Here is a 15,356-nt window from a genome sequence, read left to right on the forward strand (position 1 = left end):
ACTCATATTGCGAGTCAAAGCACATGTCCCACGATAAAGGAGAAACCATGCGTCAAATAAACGTCCAAGGCTTATGCGACGACGCCCGATTCAGGAAATTCCACCTGTTGCTGCTTCTCTGGTGCGCGCTGATCATTATTTTCGATGGCTACGATCTCGCCGTCGTCGGCATTGCGCTCCCATCGATCATGCGCGACATGGGCATTCAGGCAACCAGCGCAGGGTTCATGGTGAGTTCCGCCTTGCTCGGCATGATGCTGGGCGCGGTTTTCCTTGGAACGATCGCGGACAAGATAGGCCGTGTACCCGCGATCGTGATATGTCTCCTGCTTTTCAGCGTTTTCACGGCTGCGGCCGGATTGACAAGCAATCCCCTGACGTTCGGTATTGCGCGCTTTCTGGCGGGGTTGGGAATTGGCGGTGTCATGCCGAACGTAGTGGCACAGATGAGCGAGTATTCCCCTCGAAAGATCCGCAGCACCATGGTGACGCTGATGTTCAGCGGATACTCGGTTGGCGGCATGCTTGCGGCACTGATTGGGAAAGCAATGATCGAGCACTATGGATGGCAATCGGTCTTTCTCGCCGCGAGTCTGCCCGCGCTTCTCGCACCGTTTATCTGGAAGTACATGCCCGAGTCGTTGGCGTTCCTCGTCCGGACCGGGCGCTCGGACCGTTTGAAGGACATTCTTCCGCGCGTCGATCCCGCTTATGTGCCGCAGCAAGCGGACACCTTCTCGCTTGCCGAGAATGGGACAGCGACCGGCTCACCGATCAAGCAACTGTTTGCCGATGGTCGAGGGTTGAGCACCGTGATGCTGTGGGTGGCCTTCTTCATGTGCCTGTTCATGGTCTACGCATTGAGCTCATGGCTGACGAAGCTCATGTCGAGCGCCGGACACAGCCTCGGCTCCGCGCTCACCTTCGTTCTTGTCCTCAATTTCGGAGCGATGATCGGGGCAATTGGCGGCGGCTGGCTGGCTGACCGCTTCAACATCAAATACGTCCTGATCGTCATGTATGCCCTTGCGGCAGTGTCCATCAGCCTGCTCGGCGTCAAGGTCCCGCCCGGAGTGTTGTTCTTCCTGGTCGGTCTCGCTGGCGCATCCACCATCGGTACCCAGATCGTTACGTATGCCTTTGCCGGACAGTACTATCCAACGGCCGTGCGGTCCACCGGCATTGGCTGGGCTTCCGGCGTCGGCCGCAGCGGGGCGATTCTCGCACCCATCGTGATCGGCTTTCTCGTGAGCAAGGCATTGCCCCTGCAGCAGAACTTCATCGCTATCGCCATTCCTGGCGTTATCGCAATGCTGGCTGTGTGCCTGATCGAATCGCGCCCGACCGGACCGCTGCGCATTGCGACTCCCGTCGCGGAAGTCGAGCCTGCGTAAGAGTGGGTCCGATGCCGATGCCCAGCAAGCATCAAGAAGCGAATTCGCTGACGAAGTCGTTGGCAAAGGCCCGACGAGCGGGTTGAGCGGGTCGCATCGTCACGCGAGCGAGAACCCGCCACGATGAACGATGCGATTGATGCTCGACGAGCATCCGCCGCGGTCAAACACGACGAAAGAGATCACTGGTGAGCCGGCTTCAAGAGGCTCACGGAAGCCGTGCGTCCCCACTCAAGAGTTCACGTTAAAAAGGAAGGAGACTAAAGTGTTGAAAAAATGTTTATCGCTAAGTGTCGGCGTTGCTTGCATGTCGTCGGCACATGCTCAAAGCAGTGTCACGCTGTATGGACTCATCGACCTCGGCGTCACCTATCTGAACAGCGCCCAGACAGGCAGAGTCGGAAGCCAGCTGAACGGAAAGAGCCAGGTCGCAATGAGCGACGGACATGCGACCGGCTTGTCCGGCAGCCGCTGGGGCCTGCGCGGAACCGAAGACCTCGGTGGCGGCATGCAGGCCCTGTTCGTACTTGAAAACGGCTTCATGGCGAACACCGGCACCTTGGCGCAAGGAGGCGCGGAGTTTGGTCGCCAGGCCTACGTCGGGATTTCCTCGTCCGGTTTAGCCACACTGACGGTCGGTCGACAATACGACCCGCTGGTTGATTCGGTCCAGCAGTTTGCCGCGTCGGGCAACTGGGGCGGTTACATGTCGTCGCATGTCGGCGATGTCGACAATCTGAGCAATACGAGCCGGATCAACAACTCCATCAAAATCGCGACGTCGCCTTTCAAGGCCGTGAAAGCGGAGGCCTTGTATAGCCTCGGAGGCGTAGCGGGCAACGCGACGCAAAATCAGGTCTGGTCGCTTGGCGTGTCATACGCGGGGACGTCGTTCAACTTCGGAGCGGGCTATCTCAACGCAAGAAACCCCAACGTCTCTTTTTATGGCAATACGCCCAACAAAGGCTTGGCGACAGCCAACAACATCGGTTCTCCCGGCTCCCCCACGACGCCCGAGGTTTTGCCCGCCTATGCAGGGTACGCTTCAGCAAACACGCTCCAGATCATCGGCCTGGGCGGCTCGTATTCCATCGGGCCGACGATTGTGAGCGCGGTGGCGACGAACACGCGTTTTCAGTCGATGGGATCGGCCTCAGGACCGAACCCGCTCGCGTATTCGGGCAATGCCACGTTCAATAGCGTCGAGCTGGGCGTACGCTCGTACATCACGCCAAGCCTGCTGACCGGCGTGGCATTCGACTACACGCAGCGAAGTTCGGTAAAGGGCGATGGCGGCGCGAAGTATCTGCAACTCGACACCGGCGTGGACTATTTCCTCTCCAAGCGAACCGACGCATACGTGCTGGCCGTGCTTCAACGTGCGACCGGACGCGACTCGCTGGGGCAAGCGGCAGTGGCCAACATCAGCGGCTTCACTGCGTCATCGACCGACAAGCAGATCGGACTGCGAGTCGGTCTCCGGCATAGGTTCTGATTAAGGACTCGCGGCGGGAAGTGCGGTTCGTCTTCGGCGGATATGCGGTGCTGGATATGCTTGCCTCAAAGGTCTCCGAATTCCTCGACGAGGAGCCAAGAGTCGCCTTCGTGGCATTTCCGGGGCTCCCGTCCCATCCCTCAGCATGAGCTTGCGTCGCGGCAATTCGGCGGAATGGGGTATGGCGCCTTCATGGCTTTGGCCGTCGAGGGCGAACCAGAGATACAAAATCGCTTCGTGGCTAGCCTGCGTCTCATCACGTCGGCGGTATCGCTCGGCCACGACGAGTCCCTGATCTTACACGTCGGCAAGGCGGGACACGGCGGATCGGAGTGTTATCCGGACGTGTTCCGCAAATGCGGTCACCTGCGTCTGTCGATCTGTCTAGAAGAGCCGGCCGATCCGATCGCGGATATCAAGGCGGCGCTCGACGAGACCTTCGCCTGATTCGCAATTCGCTGAGCAACAGCACGATCTCTATCCTCCGAGACTGCGGTTGGAAAAGCCAATTGTCTTTAACTGACCCGTGGATTACACTATTTTTTGCCATGCGCCCTTCATGCATGGCTGACTCACGAAGTCACCATTGCGCGGACTTTCGTGCAACTCTTCTGCGCGTGTCTGCCGACGCCAGGCAAAAAATACCTGCTTGGCGAAGCGTTTCGCCATTCATGACTTGGCCCGCACCTCGGCTTTCTCGCCTCGCACTCCAGAACACCCGGCCGCACTGGCGGCTACTCGTTCTTTCATCGCTTGCTCCGCAAACGGCGGCAGCCAGGATTCACTGCGGTCTTTTTTAATTTCACTTTGAATTGGGCGCCTAATCCAGCCAGGCAATAGGGCCCTGCGCGCCGTGATCTCAAGTGCCCGATTCGCTGGCAAGGAGACGACCGTGAAGATCAAGCATTTAAGCATTGCGTCGGCAACAGCCGTTGCACTTCTCTCGCTCAGTGGTGCCGCGCAGGCCGGCGGCCAATGCTCGAACGAAACGCTGAGGGATCGTTTGGGTTTATCGGTCACGGAGAGATTCTTGGATTGCTGGATGCAGATAATGTGCTGCATCCGTTCGCCGCCCCGTCGATCCTCGATGACGTCGCCCTGGTGACGTTCGACGGTGTTGGTCATTTCACACGCACCGACTTCGGGGTTATCGGCGGGGTGCCGAAAGGGAAGCAGGTTACATTCAATCCGAACCAGATCGGCGCCTATACGGTGAACTCCGACTGCACCGGCACCATGACAATCGTCTATACCGCCGGCGGCGCCGTGCCGGCCGGCGTCGAGACTGATCTGAACATCGTCGTCGCTGCCGACGGGACGCTCGTCGAATCCGTTGTCTACAGGGCGGTCACCGCGGCAGGCCAGAGCGCGGACGGCAAAGTAACGTGTCCGCCGTCTTGCGAGCAAGGTGTGCAAGAAAGCTTTGAGGGGAAAAAGGTCCGCGTCTACGGCTTCCGTTAGTCGAATCCCAGAAGGGCTCACGCTCGCCCAGGCGCTTGCCATGAGCGACGCTGAGCCCGACCCCCGGCGCAGGTTTTCAGTCCCTTGATTCCCGCGCCTTCTGCCCGACGGTTGGGTCACTTCCCCGACCTGACGTGATACGGAGTGCGCCGATGGCGTCTAAGGGATGCCGCCACTACGCTCTAAGACTGCGCACCTTGAGGTGCACTGCCGGCATGATTCAACGAGCGGCGGAGACGTTCGATACCTGCTCTGACGGCTCCTCGACCCCCACGCCGATGTCCGCATGCAGCATGCCGTGCACTCGTAGCAGGCGCGACAACGTCCCGCGTGAAATACCCAGGTCGTTGGCCGCTTCGTTCAACCTCTCTCGATTGCGCAGCATGGCTAGCTCGATCGCATGGCGCTCCGCGATCGCCCGCGCTTGCGCCATCGTCATCGGTGCAAGTTCCGCAAAGCCGCCGATTTCAAGATCATCCGCTGTGATCTCGACGCCCTCCGACAGCACGATCGCACGTCGAATGCGATTCATGAGTTCGCGTACGTTTCCCGGCCAGCCATAGTTGTACATTGCAGCGACCGCGTCGGGCGAAAAGCCGCGCAGTCTTCGCTCGGCTTCGCTCCTGAATCGATCGAACATGCACTTCGACAGGACCTCGATGTCCTTGCCTCGGGCTCTGAGCGGTGGCTCGTCGAGTTGCAGGACGCATAGCCGATAGTAGAGATCCGGCCGGAACCGTCCCTCTCGCATCGCCGCATTGAGGTCGACGTGCGTGGCGGAGATGATCCGCACGTCGACCTTCGTGGGCCTGTGCCCGCCCAATCGCTCGATGTGGCCTTCCTGCAAGAAGCGCAACAGGTTTGCCTGGCTTTCCAGCGGCAGGTCGCCAATTTCATCGAGAAAGAGCGTCCCGCCGTCAGCGGATTCGATCTTGCCGATCTTGAGTTGGTTCGCGCCGGTGAACGCGCCCTTCTCATAACCGAATAACTCGGACTGAAATAGTTCCGCGGGAATCGCAGCGCAATTGACCGCGACGAACGGCTTGTCACGGCGACGGGAACGGGAATGAATCGCGAACGCAGTGAGTTCCTTGCCAGTGCCCGATTCCCCGGCAATGAAAACGGGCGCATCGTTCATGGCGACCTTGCGGATCGCGAGAAAAAGCGCGCGCATGGCATCGCACGAGCCGAGCATTCCGCTTTCCGGCCAGCCTTCACGCGCGTCGTCGGACAGGCCGTTCAGTGCGGCCATGCCGTACGCGTGACCCACTGAATCGACGATCCGCGCGTCGCTGGTCGGAACGGTGACGTAGTCGAAGCAGTACTCGCGGATGATCCGGCGCACCGCGACGTTCTCGTGATGGGCCTGGGTGGTCATTGCCACCCAACCGACATGCGCAAGCATGAGCGACGCTTCCAGCGCCGCGAGTTCCCGGGTGACGAAGCCGCTCGACACATCGAGCAGGGCGCCCGTCGTCAGGTCCTGGCGAAGCGAGCGGCGGACCTCGCTCACGCCGGACGCGATTTCGACCCGCCAGCCCCGCTCCTCGAGTCGCGCGCACAGCGACTCGCTCGGGTTGCAGCTGACGTAGACCAGTTTACGCTTTTGCATTAACGCCGGGAGCGGCTGCCGTCCCACCAACGGGGTTCGTCGAGGTGCCGCATCATGCGCTGCCGGCGACGCTCGAGCCGGTAGTGGCTCGCGACCAGCATCGCCGCAATCAGCAGCGCGGAAGATCCAACAATCGTTGCGACCAGCGATTCGTTCATCCAGGTCTCCCCGATGCAGGCCCGCGCCCCCTCACTGCAGGTGCTGGCCACCATTGATCGCAATGTTCGCGCCGGTGACGAAGCCCGCCACGGGCGAACAGAGATAGACGACGAGCGCGGCGACCTGGTCGGGCTGGCCGCATCACGCGCCGCCTGCTTGCTCCTTCGCGCCTTAGTGCGTCGTTGCCCCGGGCACTTGCCGGTTCGTTCGAGGCGCGGCGACTTTCGAGCCCGCCTCAGTCAAAACCTTCAGGCTGCTTTCCGCGATTCCGGCGGTCTGCTGCGCGGTCCGTTGCAGCGATTCGGACAGGGTGGCCGAAGAGGTGATCGCCGACTTCCAGGCAGCGATCATCGCCTCGGAGCCTGCTGGTGCGGATTTGGTCACGTCGTCGACGAGCTTCTGTACCCGCCGGTTATGCTCTTCGTAACGGGCCTGTGCGAGCTGCAGAAATTCCGCCTGAGCGGACGATGCGATCTCCAGAAGGTGTCGGCCGTATGACTGGACCTGCTCGGCGTAGGGCCCGGCGAAAGTGGCCTGAACCGCGCACCATTCGTTGGGGTCCTTTGCCAGCATGATCCTGGCGGTGTTCGCCGAAGTCTCGGCGAGCGCCGCCCTTGCCGTCTGCAAGTTCAGTTCGATCACTTTTTCGAGCCCTTTGAAAAGCATGTTCGTCAGGTTGAAAAAGCTGTCGACACCGGCCTTCTGCGCGGCGGAAATTTGTTCGGGGCGTAACGTGTTCATCATGGAACTCCTGGAAACTTGATCCGGCGCAGGAACAACCTCCTGCGGCGCCTTGCTGCACGAGATGACGAGATGCACGAGATCGGATCGATGAGTTATCGATACGCTGGCACGCATCGATCCGCGAGCGCCCGAAAGGCTACAACTTGCAGCATCCGCGGAGCCGCGAAGACGGCATGAGCGGTTGACCGTAAGGCGACGCTACGTGGCGTATCGACCCGGCGACTCCGCCGCGAGCCAGTCGCAGGATCAAGCCCGGCGTTTCGCGCCGAACGAACGGACGCCCGGCGCGCATGCACCGTCGGCGCCCGCTACCGCCCTGAGTACGGTCTCGCCGTCGTCGGTGAGCTGTGGTTGTTGACGGCCGGATTCGAGCCGTGCCATCGCGACGAAGTGCCGCTCGATCAGCGTGTCGAGTTCGGCCCGACCGGGGTCGATCTGATCCGGCCCTTCCCTGACCAGCATCAACGTCGCGAATTCATGGGGAGTCAGCATTTCGTCTCGTCGTTATGGGTTTTTGCCGCACTCGGGATAGGGGTACGCTCGCATCAGTAAACTGCTCTGTGAGAATGCTGTGGCGCGGGGCAGGCAAATCCTCGTCGCCCGGTCTATCTTGACAGAGCGTACGCGCACCACCATCAAGAATTGCAGACGAATCTTGTAGGGGATTCCATACATCGGCGATTGAAGCAGCGCCCGTGAAACATCCCGTATGAGGCCGGAGAGGCCGCTGCCCTCCGCTAACCCACGTTGGGCGCGGCGCCCGAAGGCGCACGAAAGAAGTATCCTCAGCCTTGCTAGAATCAAGGCGACCGAACAGCGCGGAGCATCCGATGTGCAAACATGCTGTCCAGTTTTATGAAAGCGAGTCGTTTCTTTACGAAAAGGTCTCCCGCTTCGTCAACGCGGCGCTGAGCGCCGGTGAAAGCGCGATCGTGATCGCCAGCGAGGCCCATCGGGCGGCCATCGCGAGTCGGGTAAACACCGACTCGGTCGTGTCCGACTCCGAGGTCCGGTTCATTTCGCTCGACGCAGAAAAGACGCTCGCCAGCTTCATGGTCGACGGCTGGCCCGATGCCGAACGATTCGCCGACGTCATCGGATCGGTGATCCGCCGGGCGTCCCGCAACGGCGCGTTGCGCGTTCGCGCCTTCGGCGAGATGGTGGCGCTGCTCTGCGCGGCCGGCAAGGCGCAAGCCGCGGTCCGTCTCGAGGAACTCTGGAACGATCTGGCGCGGGACCACGACTTCTCACTGCTGTGCGCCTATCCGATGGATCTCTTTCAGGGCGAGGAAGAATCGCGGGCATTTCATCGCATCTCCGCCGCTCACTCGCATGTATGCGCGTCCGAAGCCTATGAAAACGTCGCGCCGGACTCCGACCCGTTCCATCGCGCGACCGCGCTGTTGCAGCAAAAAGCGAAGGCGCTCGAATACGAGGTCGCAAGACGCAAGCAGACGGAGATTGCGCTCAGCAAGCTCGCCGCGCATCAGGAGCGGATTCGCGAGGATGAACGCAAGCGCATCGCGCGCGAAATCCACGACGAACTCGGAAGCGTGCTCACCGGCATCAAGGCATACGTCTCGGTTGCCATCGACCGCGCCACCACGGAAGGACGCCCCGTCGACCCGCAACTTGCGGACGCCTCGGTTCTCGCCGATACCGCCATCGAGACGGTGCGCAGAGTCATCACGGACCTGCGTCCCAGCGTGCTGGATGAACTCGGCATCTGGATCGCGCTGGAGTGGTACGCGGGGCAGATCGAAAAGCAAACCGGCCTGAGTTGCCTGGTGACGATCGACCCGCCAGTCGCCGCGATGACGCTGCCAGGCGAAACGAGCATCGTGTTGTTCCGGATCGTTCAGGAAGCGTTGACGAATGCGATCCGGCACGCAGGGGCATCGCAGATCACCGTGCGTGTGCTGCTCGACGAAGAGGCGCTCATCGTCGAGGTCGCCGACGACGGCAAGGGTCTGGAAGCCGCGGACGTTTTCAACGGCGTCTCGTGGGGCATCGCGGGCATGCAGGAGCGCGCACGCCATGTCGGCGGCGAGATCAAGATCACGGGTATCACCGGGTGCGGTACGGCCGTCGTTTTGCGCTTGCCTCTGGAACACGTCAATGACGAATGACTCGATCAGCGTCCTCCTGGTGGACGATCACACTGTCGTGCGCAACGGTGTGCGACTCATGCTCGGCACGGCGAGCGACATCGAGGTCACAGGCGAGGCGGAGACGGCGCAAGAGGCGCTCGATCTCATTCAGCGACAGGACTTCAACGTCGCCCTGGTCGACATCGCGCTGCCGGACCGCAGCGGACTCGATCTGCTGAAACTGATGCGCGCCAAGAAGCCCGATCTGCCGGTGCTCATGCTCAGCATGTATTCGGAAGAAATCTATGCCGTGCGTGCGCTCAAACACGGCGCAGCCGGCTACCTGACCAAGAACAGCCCCACCGGGACGCTCGTGGGCGCGATCCGCAAGGCGGTGGCTGGCGGCAAGTACATCAGCCCCGCGCTTGCCGAGCAGTTTGCGTGCAACGTCGGCGGCAGTCCCGCGACGTCGCACGAAGCCCTGTCTGACCGTGAGCTCGAAGTCCTGAAGCTTCTCGTGTCCGGCGATAGCCTCGCTGCGATTGCAAAGACGCTTCACTTGAGTCCCAACACGGTAACCACGTACCGGTCACGCATTTGCCAGAAGTTGCAACTCAAGAGCAACGCGGAACTGACGCGGTATGCGCTCGAACAGGGACTGCTGCTTTAAGCGCTTCCGCCGAAGCGATCATCGATGGCAGGCGCCGTCTTAACCGCTTGCGGAATCAATTCGTCCACGCTTTCGTCCATTCGCCACCCTTCGTCCGTTTCCTTGCGCATTCGTTTTCATCATGTTGCCCGCCTTCTGCCGACCGGACCGCGATCCCTCCCTGTGTGGCTGGACCGGCAGTGGAATCAGCGATGACTTGAGACGGCGCCACATTGCCCCTTGCTCCCGGCGCGAACGCGAGAATGTGCAGGTTCGGCTCGGCAACGAGGAGCCGCCCGTCCGCGGAAATGGCGATCTTGTCTCCCTGCAAGCTCGGGCCAGTGATGCCCGTGGCTGGACCGCTGATTGTCCGTACCGGCGGCGCGTCGCCGTTCGCGTTGGCGGCGAAAACGCTCACCTGGATCTGCGTCAGGTCCGTGGTCGCGTTGTAGACGAACAATTCGTCCGTACGAGGATCGACAGCGATCGTCATGTCGTTCCTTGCGAAGCCTACGCCCCCCGGCAACAGGCCGGTTTTGCTACCCGTGAGGCTGCGCAGAAGCGGCGGGGAGGTAATGCTCCGGCTCGTGCCCAGCGTGTCGATGATCACCGCGCCCCGTATGTCATAACCCGCAATCAGCAGATTGTCGTCCTTATCAATGGCAACGCTCACGTACTGGTTGATATTCGGATCAGCAATGCGAATCGGATTGGGTAAAGGCCCAGAGCTGTTGGCGCGAGCGACCAGCACCCCCGCCTCCGAGGGGCGAACGGTCATGACGAAGTCGTTCAAGTGGGAATCCACCGCGATGCTGAGCAGATCATTTGTCATCGTCAACATGAACGAGCGACTGGGCGCCTGATTGCCCTCGGCGTTCTGCGGAAAGATGTCGACCGTACTGTTGGATAGAAACTGGGCAACATGAAAGGAATCGTTCTTGTCGAACACCATCGCCCCAGCGGTCATGAGGGTGGTGAGCGGCCCTTGCAGCACCTGGCAGGGCTCGGTCGCTCCGTTGGCGCGCAAGGAGTAACCGCGAATCTGATCACCGAGAGTGAGAAAGACAGCGTCGTTGGGGCAGGTGGCGTGCGCCAGCTGGACCCCGAAAATCATGCTGGCGACGGCGACACATAGCGCGGGTTTCATGACGCGCCTCCTTGCTCATAATGTGCGAATGCGCCAATCAAGCATAGACGCCAGCCGTCGGCCAAAAGCGCTTTCGTCAGTTGGAACCAGTGTTTTGGCGGGCGGCGCGAGGGAACGCGCATCGATATCGAACGGTAGTCCAGTGTGTCAGCGTGTTATGGCCCTACGTCGCACATGAATGGCCGGCTTTTTTAACGCGTGAGGCTCGTTCGAAGCCCAGCGGGAAATAGCGCTTTTGATGACGACCACCGCGATACCGGCAAGCGGCCTTCCACCTGCAACTTGCCGGCAATCCAGCCTTCAGCGCTTCAGCCAATGAGATCGGCACCTGTCGTAAGGACAATCTTTCCAAAGTGCGTGCCGGAATCGATCAGTTCGTGAGCGCCGCGAGCGTCGGCAAGCGCAAAGGTCTTGTAGACGACCGGCTTGATCTTGCCGCTCTCGATATGCGGCCAGACCAGCCGCTCCAGTTCATTGAGGATGGTCGCCTTGTCCGCGGATGTGCGCGATCGCAATGTCGAGCCCATGTGCGTCAGACGCTTCGTCAACATCGGCACGATGTCGAGATCCTTCGCCGGCCCCTTGATCACGCCGACCTGGAGGATCCGTCCGTCCATGGCTGCGGCGTCGTAGTTTCTGGCTACGTAGTCGCCGGCAATGATGTCGAGGATCACGTCGACGCCTCTTCCATCGGTAGACCGCTTCGTTTCGGCGACGAAATCGTTCTCGCGGTAGTCGATCGCGACGTCTGCGCCCAGCGCCAGGCTGGCCTCCCGATGCGCCTGCGAGCCAACTGTCGTGATGATTTTCGCGGCGCCGAATGCCTTCGCCAGCATGGTCGCCGTGGTACCGATACCTGACGCGCCGCCATGGATCAACACCGATTCGCCGGCAATCAGCTTGCCGCGCTGGAACAGGTTCAGCCATACCGTCATGAACGTTTCGGGCATGGCCCCCGCTTCTACCAACGTCAGGCCTTTGGGAATATGCATCGTGTTGCAGGCGTGCGCGGCTGCGTATTCCGCGTAGCCACCACCAGGAATCAATGCACACACCAGTTCGCCGATCCGGAATTGGGTCACGTCTGCGCCAACGGCCACCACTTGACCCGCCACTTCCAGCCCTGGAATGTCGGAAGCGCCGGGGGGCGGATCATATAGCCCTTTGCGCTGGAAAACATCCGGGCCGTTCACAGCAGCCGCATGGATGCGAATCAGAACCTGGTCGGCGGCGGGCATCGGCACCGGGCGCGTAGTCGGCACCAGGACTTCCGGACCGCCGGGCTGTTTGATCTCAATGGCCGTCATGGACGACGGCACACGAAAAGTTGAAGCAGACATGGATACCACTCCTTCTATGGATGAGGCTCGACTGATCCGGGCGGACCGTTGAACGAGGAACTCTTGCGCTCAGTATAGGCATCGACATTGATGAATAAACGCAGCATTATTCCCACCCTGGGATGCAAATTTGCATCAGGAGGACGGCACGATGAACTGGGATGACGCGCGAGTGTTTCTCGCGGTGGAGCGCGAAAAAACGCTCCGTGGGGCGGCGAGAACGCTGAATCTCGATCAGGCGACGGTCGGCAGACGGATTGCGGCACTGGAGCACGCCCTGCGCGCAACGCTCTTCCTGCGCACCTCCGAGGGGTACGCGTTGACCGCCGCAGGCGAGGCTGCGCTGCGATCGGCGGAGAAAATGGAACAGTCCGCGCACGAACTCGTCAGACGAACTCAAGGTACGGATACACGGCTTGCGGGAGACGTGAGAGTCACCAGCACCGACTCGCTGGCGCTTGAATTCCTGCTGCCGGCCATCGAGCGCCTGCATGCCGCGCACCCGGACGTGCGCATCCTGCTGGACACGTCGACGCGCATGCTCAATCTGGCAAAGCGTGAAGCGGACATCGCGGTCCGGTCGGTCAGGCCGGATAATCCCGATCTTGTCGCGCGGCGTCTGGCTCGCTGGCCCATGGCGCTCTTTGCATCGAAGGCTTATCTCGAACTGCACGGCAAGCCTGCCGCCGGCTCCGCATTCGCGGGTCACGATCTTGTCGTCTATCAGGGAAACTGGACCGGCAATCGATCGCCGACTCTTGCTGGCGAACCGACACACGCGGGGCGCATCGTATCGACCTTCAATTCCAGCCTCATGCTGCGTACCGCGGTAAAGGCCGGCATCGGCATCGGTGAGCTTCCGATACATCTGGCCGAACACGACGGCCTCGTGCAGATATGGCCGGAACCCGCACGTGGGGCGGTCTACGAAATCTGGCTCGTCACGCATCAGGATCTTCGGCATACCGCGCGCATCGCAGCGATGATCAACAGCGTCGTCTCCGCATTCGAAGATCACACAGCGCATACACCATAGTCACGCCGCCTCGTGGACGGTTGCACGCACTGAGCCATGGCAAAGAAAGCTGCCGCTGGCGAAGCGCCAATGCTATTGAACGGCGGTCCCGCCCCTTCAAGCAGCCGCAGCGCGTGGCCGTTGCAGATCATTTCCCTTTGCAATCACGCGCTCGACACCCCACTGCCGGCCGGCCCCCTCGTTTTCCCTGTCCCTCCCGTCGAGGGAGGGGTCTTGTTCGAAACCTCAATGTAGTCTGCATGGGTGATTCGACGTGCGCGTGTGCCGGCGATACAAAAGACAGTCTTGGCAGCGCCTGTCGGCGCTGCTTCATCTATCGAGGTTGAAGTGAACATTCTGTTTCCACACATTGAGAGCATTTATGTAGACGAAGGCCCGATATGCTTCGATGCGATCGTTGATGGCGTCACGGTCAGTTGCATCCTGACGGAACATGCGTTAGGCGCTGCCGCCGGCATCGATCACGTCGTTTCCCGGCGTGAAGCCTTCGCCTTCGGACAACCCGCGATCAAGAAAGTCGTGGCGCGCCGCGCAAAGGATGCGTCGGGCAGGCTGATCGTCATTACGCAGGCCGAATTCCGCATCTGAACGCGAGCGGCGCCGCGTCGCGAGATTCCCGCCAGGCTTGCAGACGCGCTGCAACGCCAACCCGGATTGAGAACTAGCGAAACCATCGAGCAAATCACCAAGTCTTATGGAACTCACCAACATGCAGCAGTCAACGATCAAAGCAACGCTTTCTTTCAGTGACAACTCACCCAGCGTCGAAATGCCCGTCTACAAGGGCACGATGGGACCGGACGTAATCGACATCCGCAAGTTATACGGTCAGACCGGCAAGTTCACGTATGACCCGGGCTTCATGTCGACGGCGGCGTGCGATTCCGCCATCACCTATATCGATGGCGACAAGGGCGAATTGCTTTATCGCGGCTACCCGATCGAAGAACTCGCGACCAACGCCGACTTCCTCGAAACCTGCTACTTGCTGCTGAACGGCGAATTGCCGACCGAAGCGCAGAACAAGGAATTCGTGCACCTCGTCACGCGCCACACGATGGTGCACGAGCAGATGCATTTCTTCTTCCGCGGCTTCCGTCGTGACGCGCACCCGATGGCGGTGCTCACGGCGGCGGTCGGCGCGCTGTCGGCGTTCTATCACGACTCGCTCGACATCAGCGACCCGCGCCACCGCGAAGTGTCGGCGATCCGCATGATCGCCAAACTGCCGACGCTGGTTGCGATGGCGTACAAGTACAGCATCGGCCAGCCGTTCGTCTATCCGAAGAACGACCTGTCGTACAGCGCGAACTTCATGCGCATGATGTTCTCGAACCCGTGCGAAGAGTACGAGGTGAACGACGTACTGGTCCGCGCGCTCGACCGCATCCTGATCCTGCATGCGGACCACGAGCAGAACGCGTCGACGTCGACAGTGCGTCTGGCGGGTTCGTCGGGTGCGAATCCGTTTGCGTGCATCGCGGCCGGTATCGCCTGCCTGTGGGGCCCGGCGCACGGCGGCGCGAACGAAGCCGCACTCGACATGCTGGAAGAGATCGGCTCGGTCGAGAACATCCCCGAGTTCATCAGGCAGGTGAAGGACAAGAATTCGGGCGTGAAGCTGATGGGCTTCGGTCACCGCGTCTACAAGAACTACGATCCGCGCGCGAAGCTGATGCGCGAAACGTGTCACGAAGTGCTGGAAGAACTCGGCCTGCACGACGACCCGCTCTTCAAGCTCGCGATGGAACTGGAAAAGATCGCGCTGGAAGACGAATACTTCGTGTCGCGCAAGCTGTACCCGAACGTCGACTTCTACTCGGGTATCGTGCAGCGCGCGCTGGGCATTCCGACGTCGATGTTCACGTGCATCTTCGCGATGGCGCGCACAGTCGGCTGGATCGCGCAGTGGAACGAGATGATCGCCGATCCGGAACAGAAGATCGGCCGTCCGCGCCAGTTGTTCATCGGCGAGGTCGCGCGCAAGGTCAAGCCGATCGAAAAGCGCTGAGCGTCTTCGTTCGATGCGTCATTTAAAAACCCCGGCTCGCCGGGGTTTTTTCATGCCTCGACTCCGTCCGACACGTTCGCCGTCCCGACCGGCGCGCTTTCGCCTCTGCCAGTACGCATCCGGGTAGCGTCGATACAGGTAGCGCAACTACCAGCCAACTCCCTGTTTTTTATCGGTTTTTACCCTCCCGGGCGGATCACGCGCGCCTGCTGCGTGGC

16 protein-coding genes and 1 pseudogene are annotated in these 15,356 nt (G+C 60.9%); 9 read left to right on the forward strand and 8 right to left on the reverse strand.

Translation table 11 applies throughout. The features are described from left to right. Positions 1-47 precede the first annotated feature (47 nt). The 3 genes from AWB68_RS16725 (at position 48) to AWB68_RS16735 (ending at position 3,336) form a co-directional block, all read left to right on the forward strand. Complete coding sequence (locus tag AWB68_RS16725) at positions 48-1,394, forward strand: MFS transporter (protein ID WP_087645465.1); 1,347 nt, start codon at positions 48-50, stop codon at positions 1,392-1,394. A gap of 268 nt (positions 1,395-1,662) precedes the next feature. After that, positions 1,663-2,889: a porin gene (locus AWB68_RS16730; RefSeq protein WP_510183571.1), complete on the forward strand. Its 1,227-nt coding sequence runs from the start codon at positions 1,663-1,665 to the stop codon at positions 2,887-2,889. Positions 2,890-3,063: 174 nt separating this feature from the next. Next, positions 3,064-3,336 (forward strand): PLP-dependent transferase, encoded by a 273-nt coding sequence (locus AWB68_RS16735; protein WP_235028371.1) that lies wholly within the window; start codon positions 3,064-3,066, stop codon positions 3,334-3,336. Positions 3,337-3,558: 222 nt separating this feature from the next. On the opposite strand, the gene AWB68_RS49505 is transcribed toward AWB68_RS16735, so the two are convergent. Further along, a complete protein-coding gene (locus tag AWB68_RS49505; RefSeq protein ID WP_235028372.1) occupies positions 3,559-3,951 on the reverse strand; it encodes a hypothetical protein in 393 nt (130 codons plus the stop codon). Between AWB68_RS49505 and AWB68_RS16740 the strand changes: the two genes are divergently transcribed. After that, entirely contained in the window at positions 3,925-4,350 is a 426-nt protein-coding gene (locus AWB68_RS16740) for a hypothetical protein (protein ID WP_235028373.1), read from the forward strand. The two genes, AWB68_RS49505 and AWB68_RS16740, sit on opposite strands and share 27 nt — an antisense overlap. A 220-nt stretch (positions 4,351-4,570) precedes the next feature. Here AWB68_RS16740 and AWB68_RS16745 read toward each other — a convergent pair whose 3' ends face one another. The 5 genes and pseudogenes from AWB68_RS16745 to AWB68_RS16760 form a co-directional block, all read right to left on the reverse strand. Next, positions 4,571-5,962: a sigma-54 dependent transcriptional regulator gene (locus tag AWB68_RS16745; RefSeq protein ID WP_087645467.1), complete on the reverse strand. Its 1,392-nt coding sequence runs from the start codon at positions 5,960-5,962 to the stop codon at positions 4,571-4,573. Further along, positions 5,962-6,120, reverse strand: coding sequence for a hypothetical protein (locus AWB68_RS48875; RefSeq protein WP_200828716.1), 159 nt, complete (start codon positions 6,118-6,120; stop codon positions 5,962-5,964). Before AWB68_RS48875 ends, AWB68_RS16745 begins: the two co-directional genes overlap by 1 nt. Before the next feature lie 31 nt (positions 6,121-6,151). Next, positions 6,152-6,259 (reverse strand): annotated as a pseudogene (locus AWB68_RS16750) (SDR family oxidoreductase); the annotation flags it as partial. 33 nt (positions 6,260-6,292) lie between these two features. Further along, positions 6,293-6,862, reverse strand: coding sequence for a phasin family protein (locus tag AWB68_RS16755; protein WP_087645468.1), 570 nt, complete (start codon positions 6,860-6,862; stop codon positions 6,293-6,295). Positions 6,863-7,111: 249 nt separating this feature from the next. Next, positions 7,112-7,357, reverse strand: coding sequence for a hypothetical protein (locus AWB68_RS16760; protein WP_087645469.1), 246 nt, complete (start codon positions 7,355-7,357; stop codon positions 7,112-7,114). 338 nt (positions 7,358-7,695) lie between these two features. On the opposite strand from AWB68_RS16760, the gene AWB68_RS16765 reads away from it, so the two are divergent. Both AWB68_RS16765 and AWB68_RS16770 read left to right on the forward strand, forming a co-directional pair. Then, positions 7,696-8,994 carry an MEDS domain-containing protein gene (locus AWB68_RS16765; protein WP_087645470.1) on the forward strand — a complete coding sequence of 433 codons (1,299 nt, stop codon included), beginning with the start codon at positions 7,696-7,698 and terminating at the stop codon, positions 8,992-8,994. After that, positions 8,984-9,625, forward strand: a complete 642-nt coding sequence (locus AWB68_RS16770; RefSeq protein ID WP_087645471.1) for a response regulator — start codon at positions 8,984-8,986, stop codon at positions 9,623-9,625. The genes AWB68_RS16765 and AWB68_RS16770 overlap by 11 nt, the downstream gene beginning before the upstream one ends. A 55-nt stretch (positions 9,626-9,680) precedes the next feature. On the opposite strand, the gene AWB68_RS16775 is transcribed toward AWB68_RS16770, so the two are convergent. Together AWB68_RS16775 and AWB68_RS16780 are read right to left on the reverse strand one after the other, a co-directional pair. After that, positions 9,681-10,751 (reverse strand): hypothetical protein, encoded by a 1,071-nt coding sequence (locus tag AWB68_RS16775; RefSeq protein ID WP_087645472.1) that lies wholly within the window; start codon positions 10,749-10,751, stop codon positions 9,681-9,683. Positions 10,752-11,059: 308 nt separating this feature from the next. Continuing rightward, positions 11,060-12,091: an NAD(P)H-quinone oxidoreductase gene (locus AWB68_RS16780; RefSeq protein ID WP_200828717.1), complete on the reverse strand. Its 1,032-nt coding sequence runs from the start codon at positions 12,089-12,091 to the stop codon at positions 11,060-11,062. A gap of 151 nt (positions 12,092-12,242) precedes the next feature. On the opposite strand from AWB68_RS16780, the gene AWB68_RS16785 reads away from it, so the two are divergent. The 3 genes from AWB68_RS16785 (at position 12,243) to AWB68_RS16795 (ending at position 15,138) form a co-directional block, all read left to right on the forward strand. Further along, complete coding sequence (locus AWB68_RS16785) at positions 12,243-13,127, forward strand: LysR family transcriptional regulator (RefSeq protein WP_087645473.1); 885 nt, start codon at positions 12,243-12,245, stop codon at positions 13,125-13,127. A gap of 285 nt (positions 13,128-13,412) precedes the next feature. After that, the gene (locus AWB68_RS16790) at positions 13,413-13,715 is read left to right on the forward strand and encodes a hypothetical protein (protein ID WP_235028374.1); all 303 of its coding nucleotides are present in this window, start codon (positions 13,413-13,415) and stop codon (positions 13,713-13,715) included. A gap of 121 nt (positions 13,716-13,836) precedes the next feature. Continuing rightward, entirely contained in the window at positions 13,837-15,138 is a 1,302-nt protein-coding gene (locus AWB68_RS16795; RefSeq protein ID WP_087645498.1) for a citrate synthase, read from the forward strand. The last annotated feature ends 218 nt before the right edge of the window (positions 15,139-15,356 follow it).

This window comes from Caballeronia choica (assembly GCF_001544535.1).
In the GTDB taxonomy this organism is placed as follows: domain Bacteria; phylum Pseudomonadota; class Gammaproteobacteria; order Burkholderiales; family Burkholderiaceae; genus Caballeronia; species Caballeronia choica.